This is a genomic window from Candidatus Karelsulcia muelleri, assembly GCF_024818015.1.
In the GTDB taxonomy this organism is placed as follows: Bacteria; Bacteroidota; Bacteroidia; order Flavobacteriales; family Blattabacteriaceae; genus Karelsulcia; species Karelsulcia muelleri_C.
This window is the reverse complement of sequence record NZ_CP093908.1, coordinates 147,581-162,195: the sequence shown is the minus strand read 5'-3', so window position 1 is coordinate 162,195 and position 14,615 is coordinate 147,581. Positions and strand designations below refer to the sequence as shown.

At 24.8% G+C, this 14,615-nt stretch carries 15 protein-coding genes, 2 tRNA genes and 1 pseudogene; 9 read left to right on the top strand and 9 right to left on the bottom strand.

Annotation, left to right across the window (positions count from 1 at the left end; genetic code table 11):
• Positions 1-2 precede the first annotated feature (2 nt).
• Positions 3-743: a Fe-S cluster assembly ATPase SufC gene (gene sufC, locus MP018_RS00930; RefSeq protein ID WP_259082767.1), complete on the bottom strand. Its 741-nt coding sequence runs from the start codon at positions 741-743 to the stop codon at positions 3-5.
• The gene (sufB, locus tag MP018_RS00925; protein WP_259288618.1) at positions 743-2,167 is read right to left on the bottom strand and encodes a Fe-S cluster assembly protein SufB; all 1,425 of its coding nucleotides are present in this window, start codon (positions 2,165-2,167) and stop codon (positions 743-745) included. Before sufB ends, sufC begins: the two co-directional genes overlap by 1 nt.
• A gap of 30 nt (positions 2,168-2,197) precedes the next feature.
• On the opposite strand from sufB, the gene miaB reads away from it, so the two are divergent.
• From miaB to groL, 4 genes are read left to right on the top strand one after another with little or no spacing between them, the layout of a single operon-like run.
• Positions 2,198-3,544 carry a tRNA (N6-isopentenyl adenosine(37)-C2)-methylthiotransferase MiaB gene (gene miaB, locus MP018_RS00920; protein ID WP_259288617.1) on the top strand — a complete coding sequence of 449 codons (1,347 nt, stop codon included), beginning with the start codon at positions 2,198-2,200 and terminating at the stop codon, positions 3,542-3,544.
• Positions 3,541-3,756, top strand: coding sequence for a hypothetical protein (locus MP018_RS00915; RefSeq protein ID WP_259082769.1), 216 nt, complete (start codon positions 3,541-3,543; stop codon positions 3,754-3,756). Before miaB ends, MP018_RS00915 begins: the two co-directional genes overlap by 4 nt.
• Positions 3,744-4,022 carry a co-chaperone GroES gene (locus tag MP018_RS00910; RefSeq protein WP_259082770.1) on the top strand — a complete coding sequence of 93 codons (279 nt, stop codon included), beginning with the start codon at positions 3,744-3,746 and terminating at the stop codon, positions 4,020-4,022. Before MP018_RS00915 ends, MP018_RS00910 begins: the two co-directional genes overlap by 13 nt.
• A 5-nt stretch (positions 4,023-4,027) precedes the next feature.
• Positions 4,028-5,659, top strand: coding sequence for a chaperonin GroEL (groL, locus tag MP018_RS00905; protein WP_259125694.1), 1,632 nt, complete (start codon positions 4,028-4,030; stop codon positions 5,657-5,659).
• 64 nt (positions 5,660-5,723) lie between these two features.
• Here the strand turns inward: groL and MP018_RS00900 are convergent, their stop codons facing one another.
• A complete protein-coding gene (locus MP018_RS00900) occupies positions 5,724-6,374 on the bottom strand; it encodes a DUF3127 domain-containing protein (RefSeq protein ID WP_259288616.1) in 651 nt (216 codons plus the stop codon).
• A 74-nt stretch (positions 6,375-6,448) separates the two neighbouring features.
• Entirely contained in the window at positions 6,449-6,751 is a 303-nt protein-coding gene (locus MP018_RS00895; protein ID WP_259082772.1) for a metal-sulfur cluster assembly factor, read from the bottom strand.
• Between the two features lie 9 nt (positions 6,752-6,760).
• On the opposite strand from MP018_RS00895, the gene smpB reads away from it, so the two are divergent.
• A complete protein-coding gene (gene smpB, locus MP018_RS00890; protein WP_259288416.1) occupies positions 6,761-7,204 on the top strand; it encodes an SsrA-binding protein in 444 nt (147 codons plus the stop codon).
• Here the strand turns inward: smpB and MP018_RS00885 are convergent.
• The 3 genes from MP018_RS00885 to MP018_RS00875 form a co-directional block, all read right to left on the bottom strand.
• Positions 7,199-8,305, bottom strand: coding sequence for a 2-oxo acid dehydrogenase subunit E2 (locus tag MP018_RS00885; RefSeq protein WP_259082774.1), 1,107 nt, complete (start codon positions 8,303-8,305; stop codon positions 7,199-7,201). The two genes, smpB and MP018_RS00885, sit on opposite strands and share 6 nt — an antisense overlap.
• Positions 8,306-8,309: 4 nt before the next feature.
• Complete coding sequence (locus MP018_RS00880; protein WP_259288615.1) at positions 8,310-10,976, bottom strand: 2-oxoglutarate dehydrogenase E1 component; 2,667 nt, start codon at positions 10,974-10,976, stop codon at positions 8,310-8,312.
• Between the two features lie 23 nt (positions 10,977-10,999).
• Positions 11,000-11,073 (bottom strand) — tRNA-Met (locus tag MP018_RS00875).
• A 31-nt stretch (positions 11,074-11,104) separates the two neighbouring features.
• Between MP018_RS00875 and MP018_RS00870 the strand changes: the two genes are divergently transcribed.
• The 4 genes from MP018_RS00870 to obgE all read left to right on the top strand — a co-directional run bounded on the left by MP018_RS00870 (position 11,105) and on the right by obgE (position 13,964).
• The gene (locus MP018_RS00870; RefSeq protein WP_259082776.1) at positions 11,105-11,482 is read left to right on the top strand and encodes an START-like domain-containing protein; all 378 of its coding nucleotides are present in this window, start codon (positions 11,105-11,107) and stop codon (positions 11,480-11,482) included.
• A gap of 5 nt (positions 11,483-11,487) precedes the next feature.
• Positions 11,488-11,574: transfer RNA gene (locus tag MP018_RS00865), tRNA-Leu, on the top strand.
• Between the two features lie 21 nt (positions 11,575-11,595).
• Positions 11,596-12,987: a dihydrolipoyl dehydrogenase gene (gene lpdA / locus MP018_RS00860; RefSeq protein ID WP_259082777.1), complete on the top strand. Its 1,392-nt coding sequence runs from the start codon at positions 11,596-11,598 to the stop codon at positions 12,985-12,987.
• Positions 12,972-13,964, top strand: coding sequence for a GTPase ObgE (gene obgE, locus MP018_RS00855; protein WP_259146787.1), 993 nt, complete (start codon positions 12,972-12,974; stop codon positions 13,962-13,964). Before lpdA ends, obgE begins: the two co-directional genes overlap by 16 nt.
• Here the strand turns inward: obgE and MP018_RS00850 are convergent.
• A complete protein-coding gene (locus tag MP018_RS00850) occupies positions 13,940-14,281 on the bottom strand; it encodes a hypothetical protein (protein WP_259285726.1) in 342 nt (113 codons plus the stop codon). The genes obgE and MP018_RS00850 overlap by 25 nt on opposite strands.
• 228 nt (positions 14,282-14,509) lie before the next feature.
• A pseudogene (locus tag MP018_RS00845) lies at positions 14,510-14,575 on the bottom strand (hypothetical protein); the annotation flags it as partial.
• Between the last annotated feature and the right edge of the window lie 40 nt (positions 14,576-14,615).

The following is a 14,615-nucleotide window of genomic DNA, read 5'->3' as shown; positions in this document are numbered from 1 at the left end:
AATTAATTTTTTATCCAATCATAACCTTCTGATTCAATTTTTATAGCTAATTCTTTATTGCCAGATTTAACTAATTTCCCTTTATAGAAAATATGTACATAATCAGGAACTATATAATTTAACAATCTTTGATAATGAGTAATTATTAATATAGAATTATTTGTTTTTTTAAATTGATGAATTCCTCTAGAAATAGTACGAATAGCATCTATATCCAAGCCAGAATCAATTTCATCTAATATAGATAATTTGGGATTAATCATACACATTTGAAATATTTCATTACGTTTTTTTTCCCCCCCGGAAAATCCTTCATTTAAATATCTTGAAAGAAAAGTTCTATTGATTTTCAATAAATCAGATACCATTTTTACTTTTTTAAAAAATTCATTATAAGATAATTCTTTTTTTCCATTCGCTTTCCTTATAGAATTTATAGAAATTCTTATAAAATTAAGTATTGATATACCGGGTATTTCTATTGGATCTTGAAAAGATAGAAAAATCCCTAAATGCGCTCTTTCTTCTGGAGGAAAAAAATTTAAATTTATATTTTCAAATATAAGATTCCCTTTATTTATTGTATAATCCTTTTTACCAGCTATTATAGAAGCTAATGTACTTTTACCAGATCCATTAGGTCCCATTATTACATGAATCTCTCCTTTATTAATTGTTAGATTAACACCTTTTAATATTTGTTTTTTTTTTACTGAAACATATAAATTCTTAATTTTTAACATTATCCGACTGAACCTTCTAATTTTATTTCTAATAATTTTCTTGCTTCTATTGCAAATTCCATAGGTAATCTATCTAAAATTTCTTGACTAAATCCAGTTACTATAAGTGAAATTGCTTTTTCTAAATTAATTCCACGTTGATTACAATAAAAGATTTGATCTTCTCCTATTTTCGAGGTTGTTGCTTCATGTTCAACTTTAGATGAATTATTTTTTCCTTTTAAAAAAGGAAAAGTATGAGCACTACATGTATTACCTATTAATAAAGAATCACACTGTGAAAAATTACGCGAATTAGTAGCTTTAGAAGAAATAGAAACTAATCCTCTATAACTATTTTTAGAATATCCAGCTGATATACCTTTTGAAATAATAGTACTTTTAGTATTTTTTCCGATATGAATCATTTTAGTGCCAGTATCTGATTGTTGAAAATTTTTTGTAAAAGCTACTGAATAAAATTCTCCTATTGAATTATTACCTTTTAAAATACAAGAGGGATATTTCCAAGTTATAGCTGATCCAGTTTCTATTTGAGTCCAAGATATCTTAGATTTCTTTTCACATAATCCTCTTTTAGTTACAAAATTTAAAACTCCTCCTATTCCATTTTTATTTCCAGGAAACCAATTTTGGACAGTAGAATATTTAATTTCTGCACCTTCTAAGGCTATTAATTCAACAACCGCAGCATGTAATTGATTTTCTTTTCGCTGAGGAGCAGTGCATCCTTCTAGATAACTAACATATGAATTTTCATCAGCAATTAAAAGTGTTCTTTCAAATTGACCGATTCCTGATTCATTTATACGAAAATATGTAGATAATTCTACAGGACAACGTACATTTTTGGGTATATAACAAAAAGATCCATCAGAAAAAACAGCTGAATTTAATGCTGAATAAAAATTATCTTTTATTGGAACTATTTGACCCATATATTTCTTTATAAGATAAGGATATTTCTTTATTGCCTTACTAATAGTACAAAATATTATACCTTTTTCTGATAAAATTTTTTTAAAAGTTGTAGTAACAGAAACAGAATCCATAATTATTTCTAATGCAATCTTTGATTTTTTAAATTTTAAATTTAATTTCTGAAAAGTGTCTAATAATTTACTATCGATTTCTTTTTTAAGAAATTTATTTTTTTTTATAGCAGAATAATAACTTATGTTATTAAAATAAGGAATTTTATATGATATATTACTCCATTTAGGAGGAATCATGTTTTTCCATATTTTATATGATTTTAATCTGATTTTTAACATCCAATAAGGTTCATTTTGTTTTTTAGATATTTTAGTTATAATATCTTCATTGATTCCTTTTGGAATTTTTTCTGATTCTATCTTAGTATAAAATCCATATTTATAATCAGAATTATTAAAATTATATATTATCTTTTTTTTTTTTATCATTTTTAATAAATGAAATTAATTTATGTGCATATGATAAAGAAAAAATTTTATATAGAAAATTATGGTTGTCAAATGAATATCTCTGATAATGAAATTGTATCTTCTATTTTAGATAATAAAGGATTCATTAAAACTGAAAATTTAAAAGAAGCTAATATAATATTAATTAATACATGTTCGATTCGAGAAAAATCTGAGAAGAAAATTCTTTTACGAATAAATCAAATCAAATTTATTATAAAAAAAAATAATATTTTAATTGGTATATTAGGGTGTATGGCTTCAAAATTTAAAAAGATAAAAGAACATTTAGTAGTAGGGCCTGACTCTTATAGAGAAATTCCAAATTTAATAAATAATTTTTTTAAAAAAAAAGGAGAATATATAAGTACTTCATTTTCTAAAACTGAAACTTATGCTGATATTATTCCTAAAAGGGAAGAAAAAAAAATAACTGCATTTGTTACTATAATACGGGGATGTGATAATATGTGTACTTTTTGTGTAGTTCCTTTTACAAGAGGTCGTGAAAAAAGTCGTGATCCATATAGTATTATAAAAGAATGTAAATTTTTATTTAAAAAAGGATATAAAGAAATAATACTTTTAGGTCAAAATGTAGATTCATATTTCTGGTATGGAGGAGGATTAAAAAAAAATTTGAAAAGAAAAGAAATAAAAAATGAAGAAATCATAAATTTTTCTAAATTACTAGAATTAGTTGCTATTTCTGTACCTCTTATGAGAATACGTTTTTGGACTTCTAATCCTAATGACATGTCAGATAATGTTTTAAACGTAATTAAAAAATATATTAATATATGTAAACATATTCATTTACCAGTTCAATCAGGAAGTAATAGAATATTATCATTAATGAATAGAAAACATACATATGTAGATTACATTTTTCTTATAAAGAAAATTAGAAATATTATACCTAATTGTTCTCTATCTTGTGACATAATCACTGGATTTTGTAATGAAAATCAAAATAATCATAATGAAACCCTTCATTTAATGAATTATGTAAAATATAACTTTTCATATATGTTTCTATATTCACATAGAATAGGGACTTATGCTTATAAAAAATTAATTGACAATGTCTCATTATCCACAAAAAAACGTCGATTAACTGAAATCATAAATTTACAAAAAACACATTCCTATTATAGAAAGATAAAATCTATTGATAGTCTTCAAGATATTTTAATCGAGGGAATTTCAACAAAGAATATTAATTTTTTTTATGGAAGAAATTCTGGAAATGATATAGTCATATTTCCTAAAAAAAATTCTAAAATAGGATATTTTATAAAAGTAAAAATTACTAATTGTACATCGGCTACTTTAGTTGGAAATATATTATTATGATTAAAATAATTATCATTTATTCTATTATAGAATTATCAATTCTAATAATATGTTTATTCTTAATATTTTTTCTGTTTATACAAACGTCTAAGTTGGTAAAGGGAAATAGAAAGATACAATTGTTTTTAGAAAAACTTACCTTTATATTATCATTAATATTGATAATATTAATTATTATCTCAAACAATATTAAAAGAATATGGCAAATTTAAAAATTAAACCTTTATCAGATCGTGTAGTAATAGAACCCTCTCCAGCAGAAACTAAAACTTCTTCAGGGATAATTATTCCTGATACAGCAAAAGAAAAACCTCAAGAGGGAATAGTAGTAGCAGTAGGATTAGGAAAACAAAATGAACCTTTAACCGTAAAAACAGGTAATAAAGTATTATATGGGAAATATTCTGGAACAGAACTTAGATTTAATGGGAAAGATTATTTGATAATGCGTGAATCTGATATTCTTGCAATAATATGAATTGTATGGCAAAAAATATTCAATTTGATATTGAAGCTAGAGACAAATTAAAAAAAGGAGTAGATGCATTAGCTAATGCTGTTAAAGTAACTTTAGGACCAAAAGGCCGAAATGTCGTTTTACAAAAATCTTTTGGAGGCCCACAAGTTACTAAAGATGGTGTTTCAGTAGCTAAAGAAATAGAATTAGAAGATCCTATAGAAAATATTGGAGCTCAAATGGTAAAAGAAGTAGCTTCTAAAACTAATGATATAGCAGGAGATGGAACTACTACTGCTACAGTACTTGCACAAGCTATAGTTCGTGAAGGATTAAAAAATGTAGCTGCTGGAGCTAATCCTATGGATTTAAAAAGAGGAATAGATAAAGCAGTAGAAGCAGTTGTAAATGATTTAAAAAAACAATCTAGAGAAGTAGGAGGAAGTAATGAAAAAATTAAGCAAGTAGCTTCAATATCTGCTAATAATGATGAGGCAATAGGGGAATTAATATCAGTTGCGTTTGAAAAAGTAGGAAAAGAAGGTGTAATTACTGTTGAAGAAGCTAAAGGTATAGAAACTACGGTAGATGTTGTTGAAGGAATGCAATTTGATCGTGGATATCAATCGCCATATTTTGTAACTAATTCTGATAAAATGATTACAGAATTTGATAATCCATATATTTTACTTTCCGATAAAAAAATTTCTTCTATGAAAGATCTACTTCCTATCCTTGAACCCGTTGCTCAATCTGGAAAACCTTTATTAATTATATCTGAAGAAGTTGAAGGAGAAGCATTAGCAACTCTTGTTGTAAATAAAATTAGAGGTGCTTTAAAAGTAGCAGCAGTAAAAGCTCCAGGTTTTGGAGATAGAAGAAAAGCTATGTTAGAAGATATAGCTATTCTTACTGGAGGAACTGTTATTTCTGAAGAAACAGGAAGTAAATTAGAAGAGACTAAATTAAGCTTTTTAGGAAAAGCAGAAAGAGTAACTATAGATAAAGATAATACTACTATTGTAAATGGAAATGGAAAGAAATCCGAGATAGAATCACGTGTTAATCAAATCAAAGCTCAAATAGAAAAAACTACATCTGACTATGATAAAGAAAAACTTCAAGAAAGATTAGCTAAATTAGCTGGAGGAGTTGCTGTTCTATATGTAGGTGCAGCATCTGAAGTAGAAATGAAAGAAAAAAAAGACCGTGTAGATGATGCTTTACATGCTACAAGAGCAGCCGTTGAAGAAGGTATAGTTGCTGGAGGAGGAGTGGCATTAGTTCGTGCAATAAAATCTTTAAATGGTATTAAAGTAGATAATGTAGATCAAGATACAGGTCTAAAAATTGTGAAACGTTCCTTACAAGAACCTCTACGTCAAATAGTTGCTAATGCTGGTGAAGAAGGTTCAGTAATAGTTGCTAAAGTTGCTGAAGGAAAAAATGAATTTGGTTACGATGCTAAATTAGGTGATTATAAAAATATGATTTCTGAAGGAATAATTGATCCAACAAAAGTAACACGTGTTGCATTAGAAAATGCAGCATCAGTTTCTGGAATGTTATTAACTACTGAGTGTGTAATTACAGAAATAAAAAAAGAAGAACCAGCTATGCCACAAATGCCTAATAGTGGAATGGGAGGAATGATGTAAAATGATGTAAACGATGTAAAATGATGTAAACGATGTAAAATGATGTAAACCCCCTTTTAAAGCATTAAAAAGGAAAATCTTCTAGACCTTCCCCTTTTTTTGGGGGAAGGGGTTTTTCTTCAAATTCAAATTCAGATTCAGATTCAGATTCCGATTCAGATTCAGATTCCCCTTCCGATTCACCTTCAGATTCAGATTCAGATTCCGATTCCCCTTCCGATTCCGATTCCGATTCCCCTTCCGATTCACCTTCAGATTCGGATTCCCCTTCCGATTCACCTTCAGATTCAGATTCACCTTCAGATTCCGATTCAGATTCACCTTCAGATTCCGATTCCCTTTCAAGTTTTTCAATTTTCCAACCTTGAATAGAATTAAAATATTTTTCTGTTCCATCAGAGGAAATCCATTTTCTCCCTTTTAAATTTATAAAAACTTTTATTCTATCTCCTTCTACCACAAAATCTAATATTTTGACTTTGTCTTGAATAAATTCAATTATTATTTTTTGTGGATATTGCTCTTCTGTTAATAGAAGGATTTCTCTTTTTTGAAATACATTTTTGAAATGTTTAACCTCAAATATAGTTTTTACCAATCCCTTAATTTCTAGAGTATTAGTATTATGCTTATCTATCATATGCTTATCTATCATATGCTTATCTATCATATGCTTATCTATCATATGCTTATGCTTATCTATCTTATCTATCATATCATTTAATTTAATTTAAATATATAATATATATTATTAATATAATATAAATTTTTTATAAAAAAAAATTTTCTTTAAATCATTAAGCTACTTATCATATTATAAGTCCAATTAGGATAAAATGTAAGTATTATTTCTACATTTTTAACATTTTTAATATTAAAAATTTTATTTTTTACTTTTAAAGGTAAAATTTCAACTACAGGACAATTAGGGCTAGTAAGAGTCATTATTATATTTATAAAGAAATTATTTGATATTCTTATATCATATATAAGACCTAATTCATATATATCTACTGATATTTCTGGATCCTGTATAGATTTTAATACAGATATTATTTCATAAATAATACTTTTTTTAAAGTCATAAAACATAATTAAAATTTGGTAAAGAAATTAAATATTAATAATAGAAGAGCATATTTTGACTATGAATTAATAAATAAATATAAATTTATAGCTGGTCTAGAATTATTAGGAAGTGAGGTAAAATCAATAAAAAATAATAACGTTTCTTTAAACAATAGTTATTGTAAACTAATAAAAAATAATATTTATGTTTTTGATATGTATGTATCAAATTATTTACTTGGAATGAATTTTCATCCTAAAAGGGTGAAAAAACTTCTTCTTAAAAGAAAAGAAATTAATTTGATTTATAATAAAATAAATGATTTAAAATTCAATATAATTCCTACTCAGATTTTTCTAAATGAGAGAGGATATATCAAATTAATTTTTTTTTTAGCTAAAAGTAAAAAAAATTATGATAAACGTCAATCAATAAAAAATAAATACTTTGAAAAAGAAAAATTGGATAAATTATAATTCAAAATAATTATTTAATTCGTTTTCTGAACCTATTAAAGTCTTAATAGGATTTTCTATTGATTTCTTTATTGAAAATAAAAAACCTACTGCTTCTTTACCATCTATGATTCTATGATCATAAGATAATGCTAAATACATAATTGGTCTAATTTCGATTTTTCCTAAAATGACTGCCGGTCTTTCTACTATATTATGCATACCTAATATAGCACTTTGGGGGGGATTTATTATAGGAGTAGATAACATAGAACCAAAAATTCCTCCATTTGTTATTGTAAAAGTACCTCCAGTCATATCATCTATAGATATGGTTGAATTTTTAATACGATTAGATAAATCTTTTATAGTTTTTTCTATACCTCTAAAAGAAAGAGTATCTGCATTTCTAATAACTGGCACCATTAATCCTTTAGGTCCAGAAACGGCAATACTTACATCATAATAATTAAAATTAATTTGATTTTCCCTATCTATCATAGAATGAATATTAGGATATTCTTTTAACGCTTTTATACAAGATTTTACAAAAAAAGGCATAAATCCTAAATTAACTCCATGTTTTTCTTTAAAAACATCTTTATATTTTGTTTTTAAAAACAAAATCTGACTCATATCTACTTCATTAAAAGTAGTCAGCATAGCTGTTTCATTTTTTACTGAAACAAGTCTTTCTGATAATTTACGTCTAAGTTTAGATAATCTTTTTACGTTAAAAGATCTATTAATTAAACTTTTAGTTCCCATAGACGGAATTGCTTTAATAGCATCATGTTTTTTTGGGGCTATTTTATTATATATTTTATATTGACTTAATATTTTTTTTGCTGATGGAGATGTAGAATTTTTTTCTGATGGTTCTTTTTTAGAAGTATCTATTAAACATAATCTTTCTCCGACTTTTAAAATTTCTCCTTTTTTAGCTTTTATAATTAAAATTCCACTTTCTTCTGCACGTATTTCTAAAGTTGCCTTATCTGAATCTATTTCTGCAATTACTTGATTTTTTTTTACAAAATCCCCATCTTTAACTAACCAAGATGATATTTCAACTTCTGTTATTGATTCTCCAGGAGATGGAATTGTTATTTCTAATAACATTAATTTATGTATTAAATACTTTATTTATTAATTTTAAATAGGTTTTTAAAAAAAAATTATTTCTTCCAATAGAAGGTGCTGAACTTTCAGTGGGGGATATAAGTATCCATGGAATTTTACTATATTTTCTAAACAAATAAGGCCATACTCCCATATTTTCTGGTTCTTCTTGTACCCAAATAATTTTTCTTTTATTTGTATACTGTCTAAGTATTTTTTCAAATAAATTATTGATTATTGGATATAATTGTTCAATTCTTATAATTGCAATATTTTTTTTATTAAGAATTTTTCTTTTTTTAAAAAGATCATAATAAATTTTTCCAGAGCAAAATACTAATGTATCTACATAATTTTTAATTACATATTTATCATCTATAAATTCTTCAAATTTTCCATTATAAAGTTCACTTAATGATGAAATGCATTGAATATTTCTCAATAAACTTTTGGGTGTAAATATTATTAATGGTTTGATAAAATCAAATTTTATTTGTCTTCTTAAAAGATGATAAAAATTTGATGGAGTACTACAATTACATATAAACATGTTATAGTATGCACATAATTGTAAATATCTTTCAATTCTTGAAGAAGAATGTTCTGATCCTTGACCTTCATCACCATGAGGTAAAAGTAGAACTATACTATTTTTTATTTTCCATTTAGTTTCCGCAGAAGATAAATATTGATCTATTATAATTTGAGCACTATTACTAAAATCACCAAATTGAGCTTCCCATACTGTTAAAGTATTTGTATTAAACATTGAATATCCATATTCAAAACCTAAAACTCCATATTCTGATAATAAAGAATTATAAACATATAATTTCCCTTGTCCATTCCGGATATTATTTAATAAATATATCTTTTCTTCAAATTCTGAAATAATGACAATATGTCTATGTGCAAAAGTTCCTCTTTCTACATCTTCTCCAGATAATCTAATATTATAACCTTCATATAATAAAGACCCATATGCAAGTAATTCAGCTATCCCCCAATCTACAGTTTCTGTTTTTAACAGTTTTTTGTTTTTGATTTTGAAAAATTTTTCAGTTTTATTATAAATGTTTTTCTTCTTAAGAACATTATAAATTTTATTACCTATTTTTAATAATAGATTTTTCTTAAAGTTAGTTTTAACTACATTAATTAATACTTTAGCAATTAGAAAATTATCTAACTTAGTTTTTATTTCAAATTTAGATTTAATTAATCCATTATTGAGATAATTTTTATATTTTTTTTCAGAAAATTTAATTTTTTTTTTATAGATTAATTTCTTAAGTTTGTTTTTATATATATTTTTATTATTATCAATAATTTGATAAAAATTTGGTTGAGTAAAACGCGGGTCATCTCCTTCATTATGTCCATATTTTCTATAACCTAATAAATCTACAAATACATCTTGATTATATGACATACGAAAATCTATAGCAAAACGAATAGAATAAATAACTGATTCTACATCATCTGAATTAACATGTATAACTGGAGAAAGAATGACTTTAGCTAAATCTGTACAATAAATACTTGAACGAGAATCTGAGCAATTTGTAGTAAATCCAATTTGATTATTTACTATAATATGTATAGTTCCACCAGTCTTATAGCCTTCAAGTAATGACATTTGTATAACTTCATATGCTATTCCTTGAGCAGAAAAAGCTGCATCTCCATGTATAAGGATGGGAATCACTTTATTAAAGTTACAATTATAATCATTATCAATTTTAGCACGAACAATTCCTTCTACAATTGGATATACAGATTCTAAATGAGATGAATTAGGAACATTTATAATATTAATTTCTCTTCCTATTTTATTTTTTAGATAAATGTTATCTCCTAAATGATATTTAACATCTCCTAAAAAAGTTTTTTCAATATATTCTTTTCCAAAAAATTCACTAAAAAGTTTTTTACAATTTTTTTTTAGTATATTACATAATATATTTAAACGTCCTCTATGTGACATACCTATAACAAAATCTTTTATTGGATAATTAATCGAAGAATATTCTATTATATAATTTATCGCTGGTAAAATAGATTCATTACCTTCTATTGAAAATCTTTTTTGTCCAACAAATTTGGTATGAATAAATTTTTCAAACTTTGTTGCTTTATTTAGATTTATTAATATTTGAAATTTCTCATTATTATATAATCTATTATTAGAATTATTAATCCAGTTATTAATCCAATTTATTTGTTCTGGGTTATATAAATACATATATTCTAATCCAATTGATTCACAATATCTGTTTTTTAAAAAAACAATTATCTCTCTAAGAGTACATGGAGGCAATCCAATTTCTTTTGAAGAAAAAAAAATCTTATCAAGATCCTCTTTCTCAAGACAAAATTTTTTTAATGTCGGTGTAGGATAATAGATTTTTTCTGATATAGGATTTATTTTAGCAAATAAATGACCTTCTTTTTTATAAAAATTAATTAATTTTAAAACATTAATTTCTTTATCTATTGATACAGATTTTTTTCTAAACTTACAAAAGTCATATTTTTCTTTATAGAAATCAAATCCTTGAAAAAAAGCACGCCAACTATGTTCTATTGAATCTGGATCTTCTAGGTATTTTTTATATAAAATTTCTATTTGTTGGTGATTGATTGTGTTTAGGAAAGAATATCTATCCATAGATCATATATTTTAATCCACTGTAGCGTGAGCCGGAATTGAACCGGCACCCTCCGGGTTATGAATCCGACGCTCTAACCGAATGAGCTATCACGCCCACGTATATTATCAATAAATTTAAATTTAACATGCGAAAAAAAACAAAAATTTCATTTTTAATGAATTCTTCAACTGAATTATTATATAATTATATAACTGCCCCTGTCAAATTGTCTGAATGGTTGGCAGATAATGTTATTTCTATTGGAAATAGATATATTTTTACTTGGTATAATTATGATGCAACATGTTTTTTAATAAAAAAAATACCTTATAAATTAGTAAGATATAAATGGAAACAAGATTTTGATAACAAATATTATTTTGAATTTTTTATTAAAAAAAATAATATAACAAAAAATGTTTATCTTAAAATAACAGATTTTGCTATAAAAACTGAAATAAAAAAATCTAAAATGTGGTGGAAAAATAGAATAAAAAAATTAAAAAATATAACAAAAGTTTAGACTCAACTCACGTGGTGAAATTGGTATACACGCTACCTTGAGGTGGTAGTATCTTTTATTAAGATTTGCTGGTTCAAATCCAGTCGTGAGTACTAAGTTATTAATAATTATTTATGTATTTTGACTTAATTATAATTGGAAGTGGTCCTGGAGGTTATGTAGCTGCAATACGTGCAGCACAATTAGGATTACAAACTGCTATTGTAGAAAAAGAAAATCTTGGAGGTGTATGTCTTAATTGGGGATGTATACCTACCAAATCATTATTAAAAAGTGCAAATATTTTTAATAGTTTTAAAAAAGCTTCAAAATATGGAATTATTACTAATAATCTAAAATTAGATTTTAAAAAAATTATTTTACGTAGTCGTTATATATCAGATAGTCTTAATAAAGGAGTTTTATATTTAATAAAAAAAAATAAGATAAAAATCTTATATGGTGAAGCTAAAATTTGTAAAAACAAAATAGTTTCTGTTATAGATAAATATGGAAAGAAAAAAACATATAATGCTTTAAATATAATTATTGCCACGGGAGCTAAATATCAAATTTTGAAGACAGTAAAAAAATTATCAACCCTCATTGGTTATCGTGAAGCAATGTTATTAAAATATATACCTAAAAATATATTAATTATAGGATCTGGAGCTATTGGTTTAGAATTTGCTTATTTTTATAATAAGATAGGATCTAAAATATTTATAATAGAAAAAATGCCTAATGTTTTCCCATTTTCAGATATAGATATTTCTATCCAATTGGAAAATTCATATAAAAAATATGGAATAATAATATTAAAATCTTCAATAATTCAAAGTATTGAATATTTAGATTATATTCAATGCACAAAAGTGATTCTAAAAACTAACATTAATAAAATACTATATGTAGATATTATTATTTCTGCGATTGGTATTTGTCCCAATACTGAAAATTTAGGGTTAGAAGAAATAGGAATTACTTTAAATAGTACTAAACAGATTTGTGTAGATAAATATTATTCAACAAATGTTAAAGGATATTATGCTATAGGAGATGTAATACCTAGTATATCTTTAGCTCATGTTGCATCTTATGAAGGAATAATTTGTGTAGAAAAAATTACTGGATTAAACCCCCTCCCATTAGATTATAATAATGTTCCTATGTGTATTTATTCTAATCCGGAAATTTCATCTGTAGGTTTTTCTGAAAAAGAAGCTACCAATAAAGGCTATAAATTGAAAATAGGTAAATTTCCATTTACTGCTTTAGGAAAAGCAAAACTAAATGATAGTACAGATGGATTTATTAAAGTTATTATTGATGATAATTCTGGAGAATTGTTAGGATGTCATATGATAGGTTCTGGAGTGACAGAACTAATTTCTGAAATTGTAGTAGCTCGTAAATTAGAAACAACGTCATTTGAATTTTTTAAATGTCTTCATCCACATCCTACAATTAGTGAATCTGTTGTTGAAGCAATAACTAATGCTTATAATAAATGTATTCATATTTAAATAAATTTACAGATTTTCTAAAAATTTATTGTAGAAGTGGGAATGGTGGGTCTGGAATAATACATTTTAGAAAAGAAAAATTTATTAATAGAGGGGGTCCTGATGGAGGAGATGGAGGAAAAGGAGGAAATCTTATAATTAGAGGAAATAATAAATTATTTACAATTTCTCATTTAAAATCTAAAAAACATATTATAGCTGAAAATGGGAAAACTGGTGGTAGAAATAGAATAACTGGTTCTAATGGAAAAGATTCTATAATAGAAGTACCAATAGGTACTATTGTTAAAGATATATGTAGTAATATTATTATTGAAATACTAAATAATAATGAAGAAAAAATCTTATTATTTGGAGGAAAGGGAGGAAAGGGAAATTGTCATTTTAAAAATTCTTTATGTAAAACTCCTTTTTATTCTGAAAAAGGTGAATCTGGAAAAGAATTTCTTTTTGTTTTAGAATTAAAACTTTTAGCTGATGTCGGTTTAATTGGATTACCAAATTCCGGAAAATCCACTTTAATATCTATGATTACATCATCTAAACCAAAAATCGATAATTATCCATTTACTACCTTAAATCCTAAGATTGGGGTTATTAATTATAAAAATTTAAAAAAAATTGTAATAGCAGATATTCCTGGAATAATAAAAGGGGCTTCAAAAGGGAAAGGATTAGGATTTGAATTTCTTAAACACATTCAACGTAATAAAATTCTTTTTTTAATTCTTTCTGCAGAAGTTATTGATTATAAAAAATCTTATAATCTAATTAGAAATGAATTAAATTTTTTTGATAAAAATCTTTTTAAAAAAAAACGTTTATTAGTAATTTCTAAATCTGATCTTTTAGATCAAGAATTAAAATATGAAATAATAAAAGAATTACCAATCTTTGAAAAATATATATTCATATCTTCTTTTTCTAAGGAGGGGTTATATGAATTAATATATTATATTTGTAATATTCTTTCATAAATTGATGAATCAAATATTTGATACCAGATTTTCCAAGAAAGATTTGCTTGTAAATAAAGCATATTAATTCCATTATTAATAATGGATCCTTTTTTTTTTCCTATTTTAATAAATAAAGTGTCTTTAGGATTATAAACTAAATCATATAGATAAGATTTATTTGAAATATTCATATAAGGTATATTAGGACAAATATTAATATTTGGATATGTTCCTAATGGCGTACAATTAATAATTGTGTTATAATTATTAATTAGATTAATATCAATCTCTGAATATAAAATACAATATCTTGTATATTGGTTTCTTGAAGCCACTATATATTTAATTCCTAGTTTGTTTAAAACAAAAATAATAGATTGTGATACTCCTCCATTACCTAATAATAAAGCATTAGCAATATATGATTGACGTTTAAATTTAAAAGAATTCTCAAATCCATATATATCTGTATTATAACCTATAGTAATTTTACTTAAAATTTTAACTGTATTAATGGATTCTAATTTTAAGAAATTAATATTGATTAAATCAATATAATTGATGATTTTTTTTTTATATGGTATAGTAATATTTAATCCTTTAATTTGGTTTTTTTTTTCTAGAAAGATATTAATATATCTAATTCTTTTAAGATCAAAAATTGTATAA

Bases quoted from the DNA above. Each gene is read 5' to 3' on its own strand.
- sufC (WP_259082767.1), bottom strand. From the start codon at position 743: ATGTTAAAAATTAAGAATTTATATGTTTCAGTAAAAAAAAAACAAATA.
- sufB (WP_259288618.1), bottom strand. From the start codon at position 2,167: ATGATAAAAAAAAAAAAGATAATATATAATTTTAATAATTCTGATTAT.
- miaB (WP_259288617.1), top strand. From the start codon at position 2,198: ATGATAAAGAAAAAATTTTATATAGAAAATTATGGTTGTCAAATGAAT.
- MP018_RS00915 (WP_259082769.1), top strand. From the start codon at position 3,541: ATGATTAAAATAATTATCATTTATTCTATTATAGAATTATCAATTCTA.
- MP018_RS00910 (WP_259082770.1), top strand. From the start codon at position 3,744: ATGGCAAATTTAAAAATTAAACCTTTATCAGATCGTGTAGTAATAGAA.
- groL (WP_259125694.1), top strand. From the start codon at position 4,028: ATGGCAAAAAATATTCAATTTGATATTGAAGCTAGAGACAAATTAAAA.
- MP018_RS00900 (WP_259288616.1), bottom strand. From the start codon at position 6,374: ATGATAGATAAGATAGATAAGCATAAGCATATGATAGATAAGCATATG.
- MP018_RS00895 (WP_259082772.1), bottom strand. From the start codon at position 6,751: ATGTTTTATGACTTTAAAAAAAGTATTATTTATGAAATAATATCTGTA.
- MP018_RS00885 (WP_259082774.1), bottom strand. From the start codon at position 8,305: ATGTTATTAGAAATAACAATTCCATCTCCTGGAGAATCAATAACAGAA.
- MP018_RS00880 (WP_259288615.1), bottom strand. From the start codon at position 10,976: ATGGATAGATATTCTTTCCTAAACACAATCAATCACCAACAAATAGAA.
- MP018_RS00870 (WP_259082776.1), top strand. From the start codon at position 11,105: ATGCGAAAAAAAACAAAAATTTCATTTTTAATGAATTCTTCAACTGAA.
- lpdA (WP_259082777.1), top strand. From the start codon at position 11,596: ATGTATTTTGACTTAATTATAATTGGAAGTGGTCCTGGAGGTTATGTA.
- obgE (WP_259146787.1), top strand. From the start codon at position 12,972: ATGTATTCATATTTAAATAAATTTACAGATTTTCTAAAAATTTATTGT.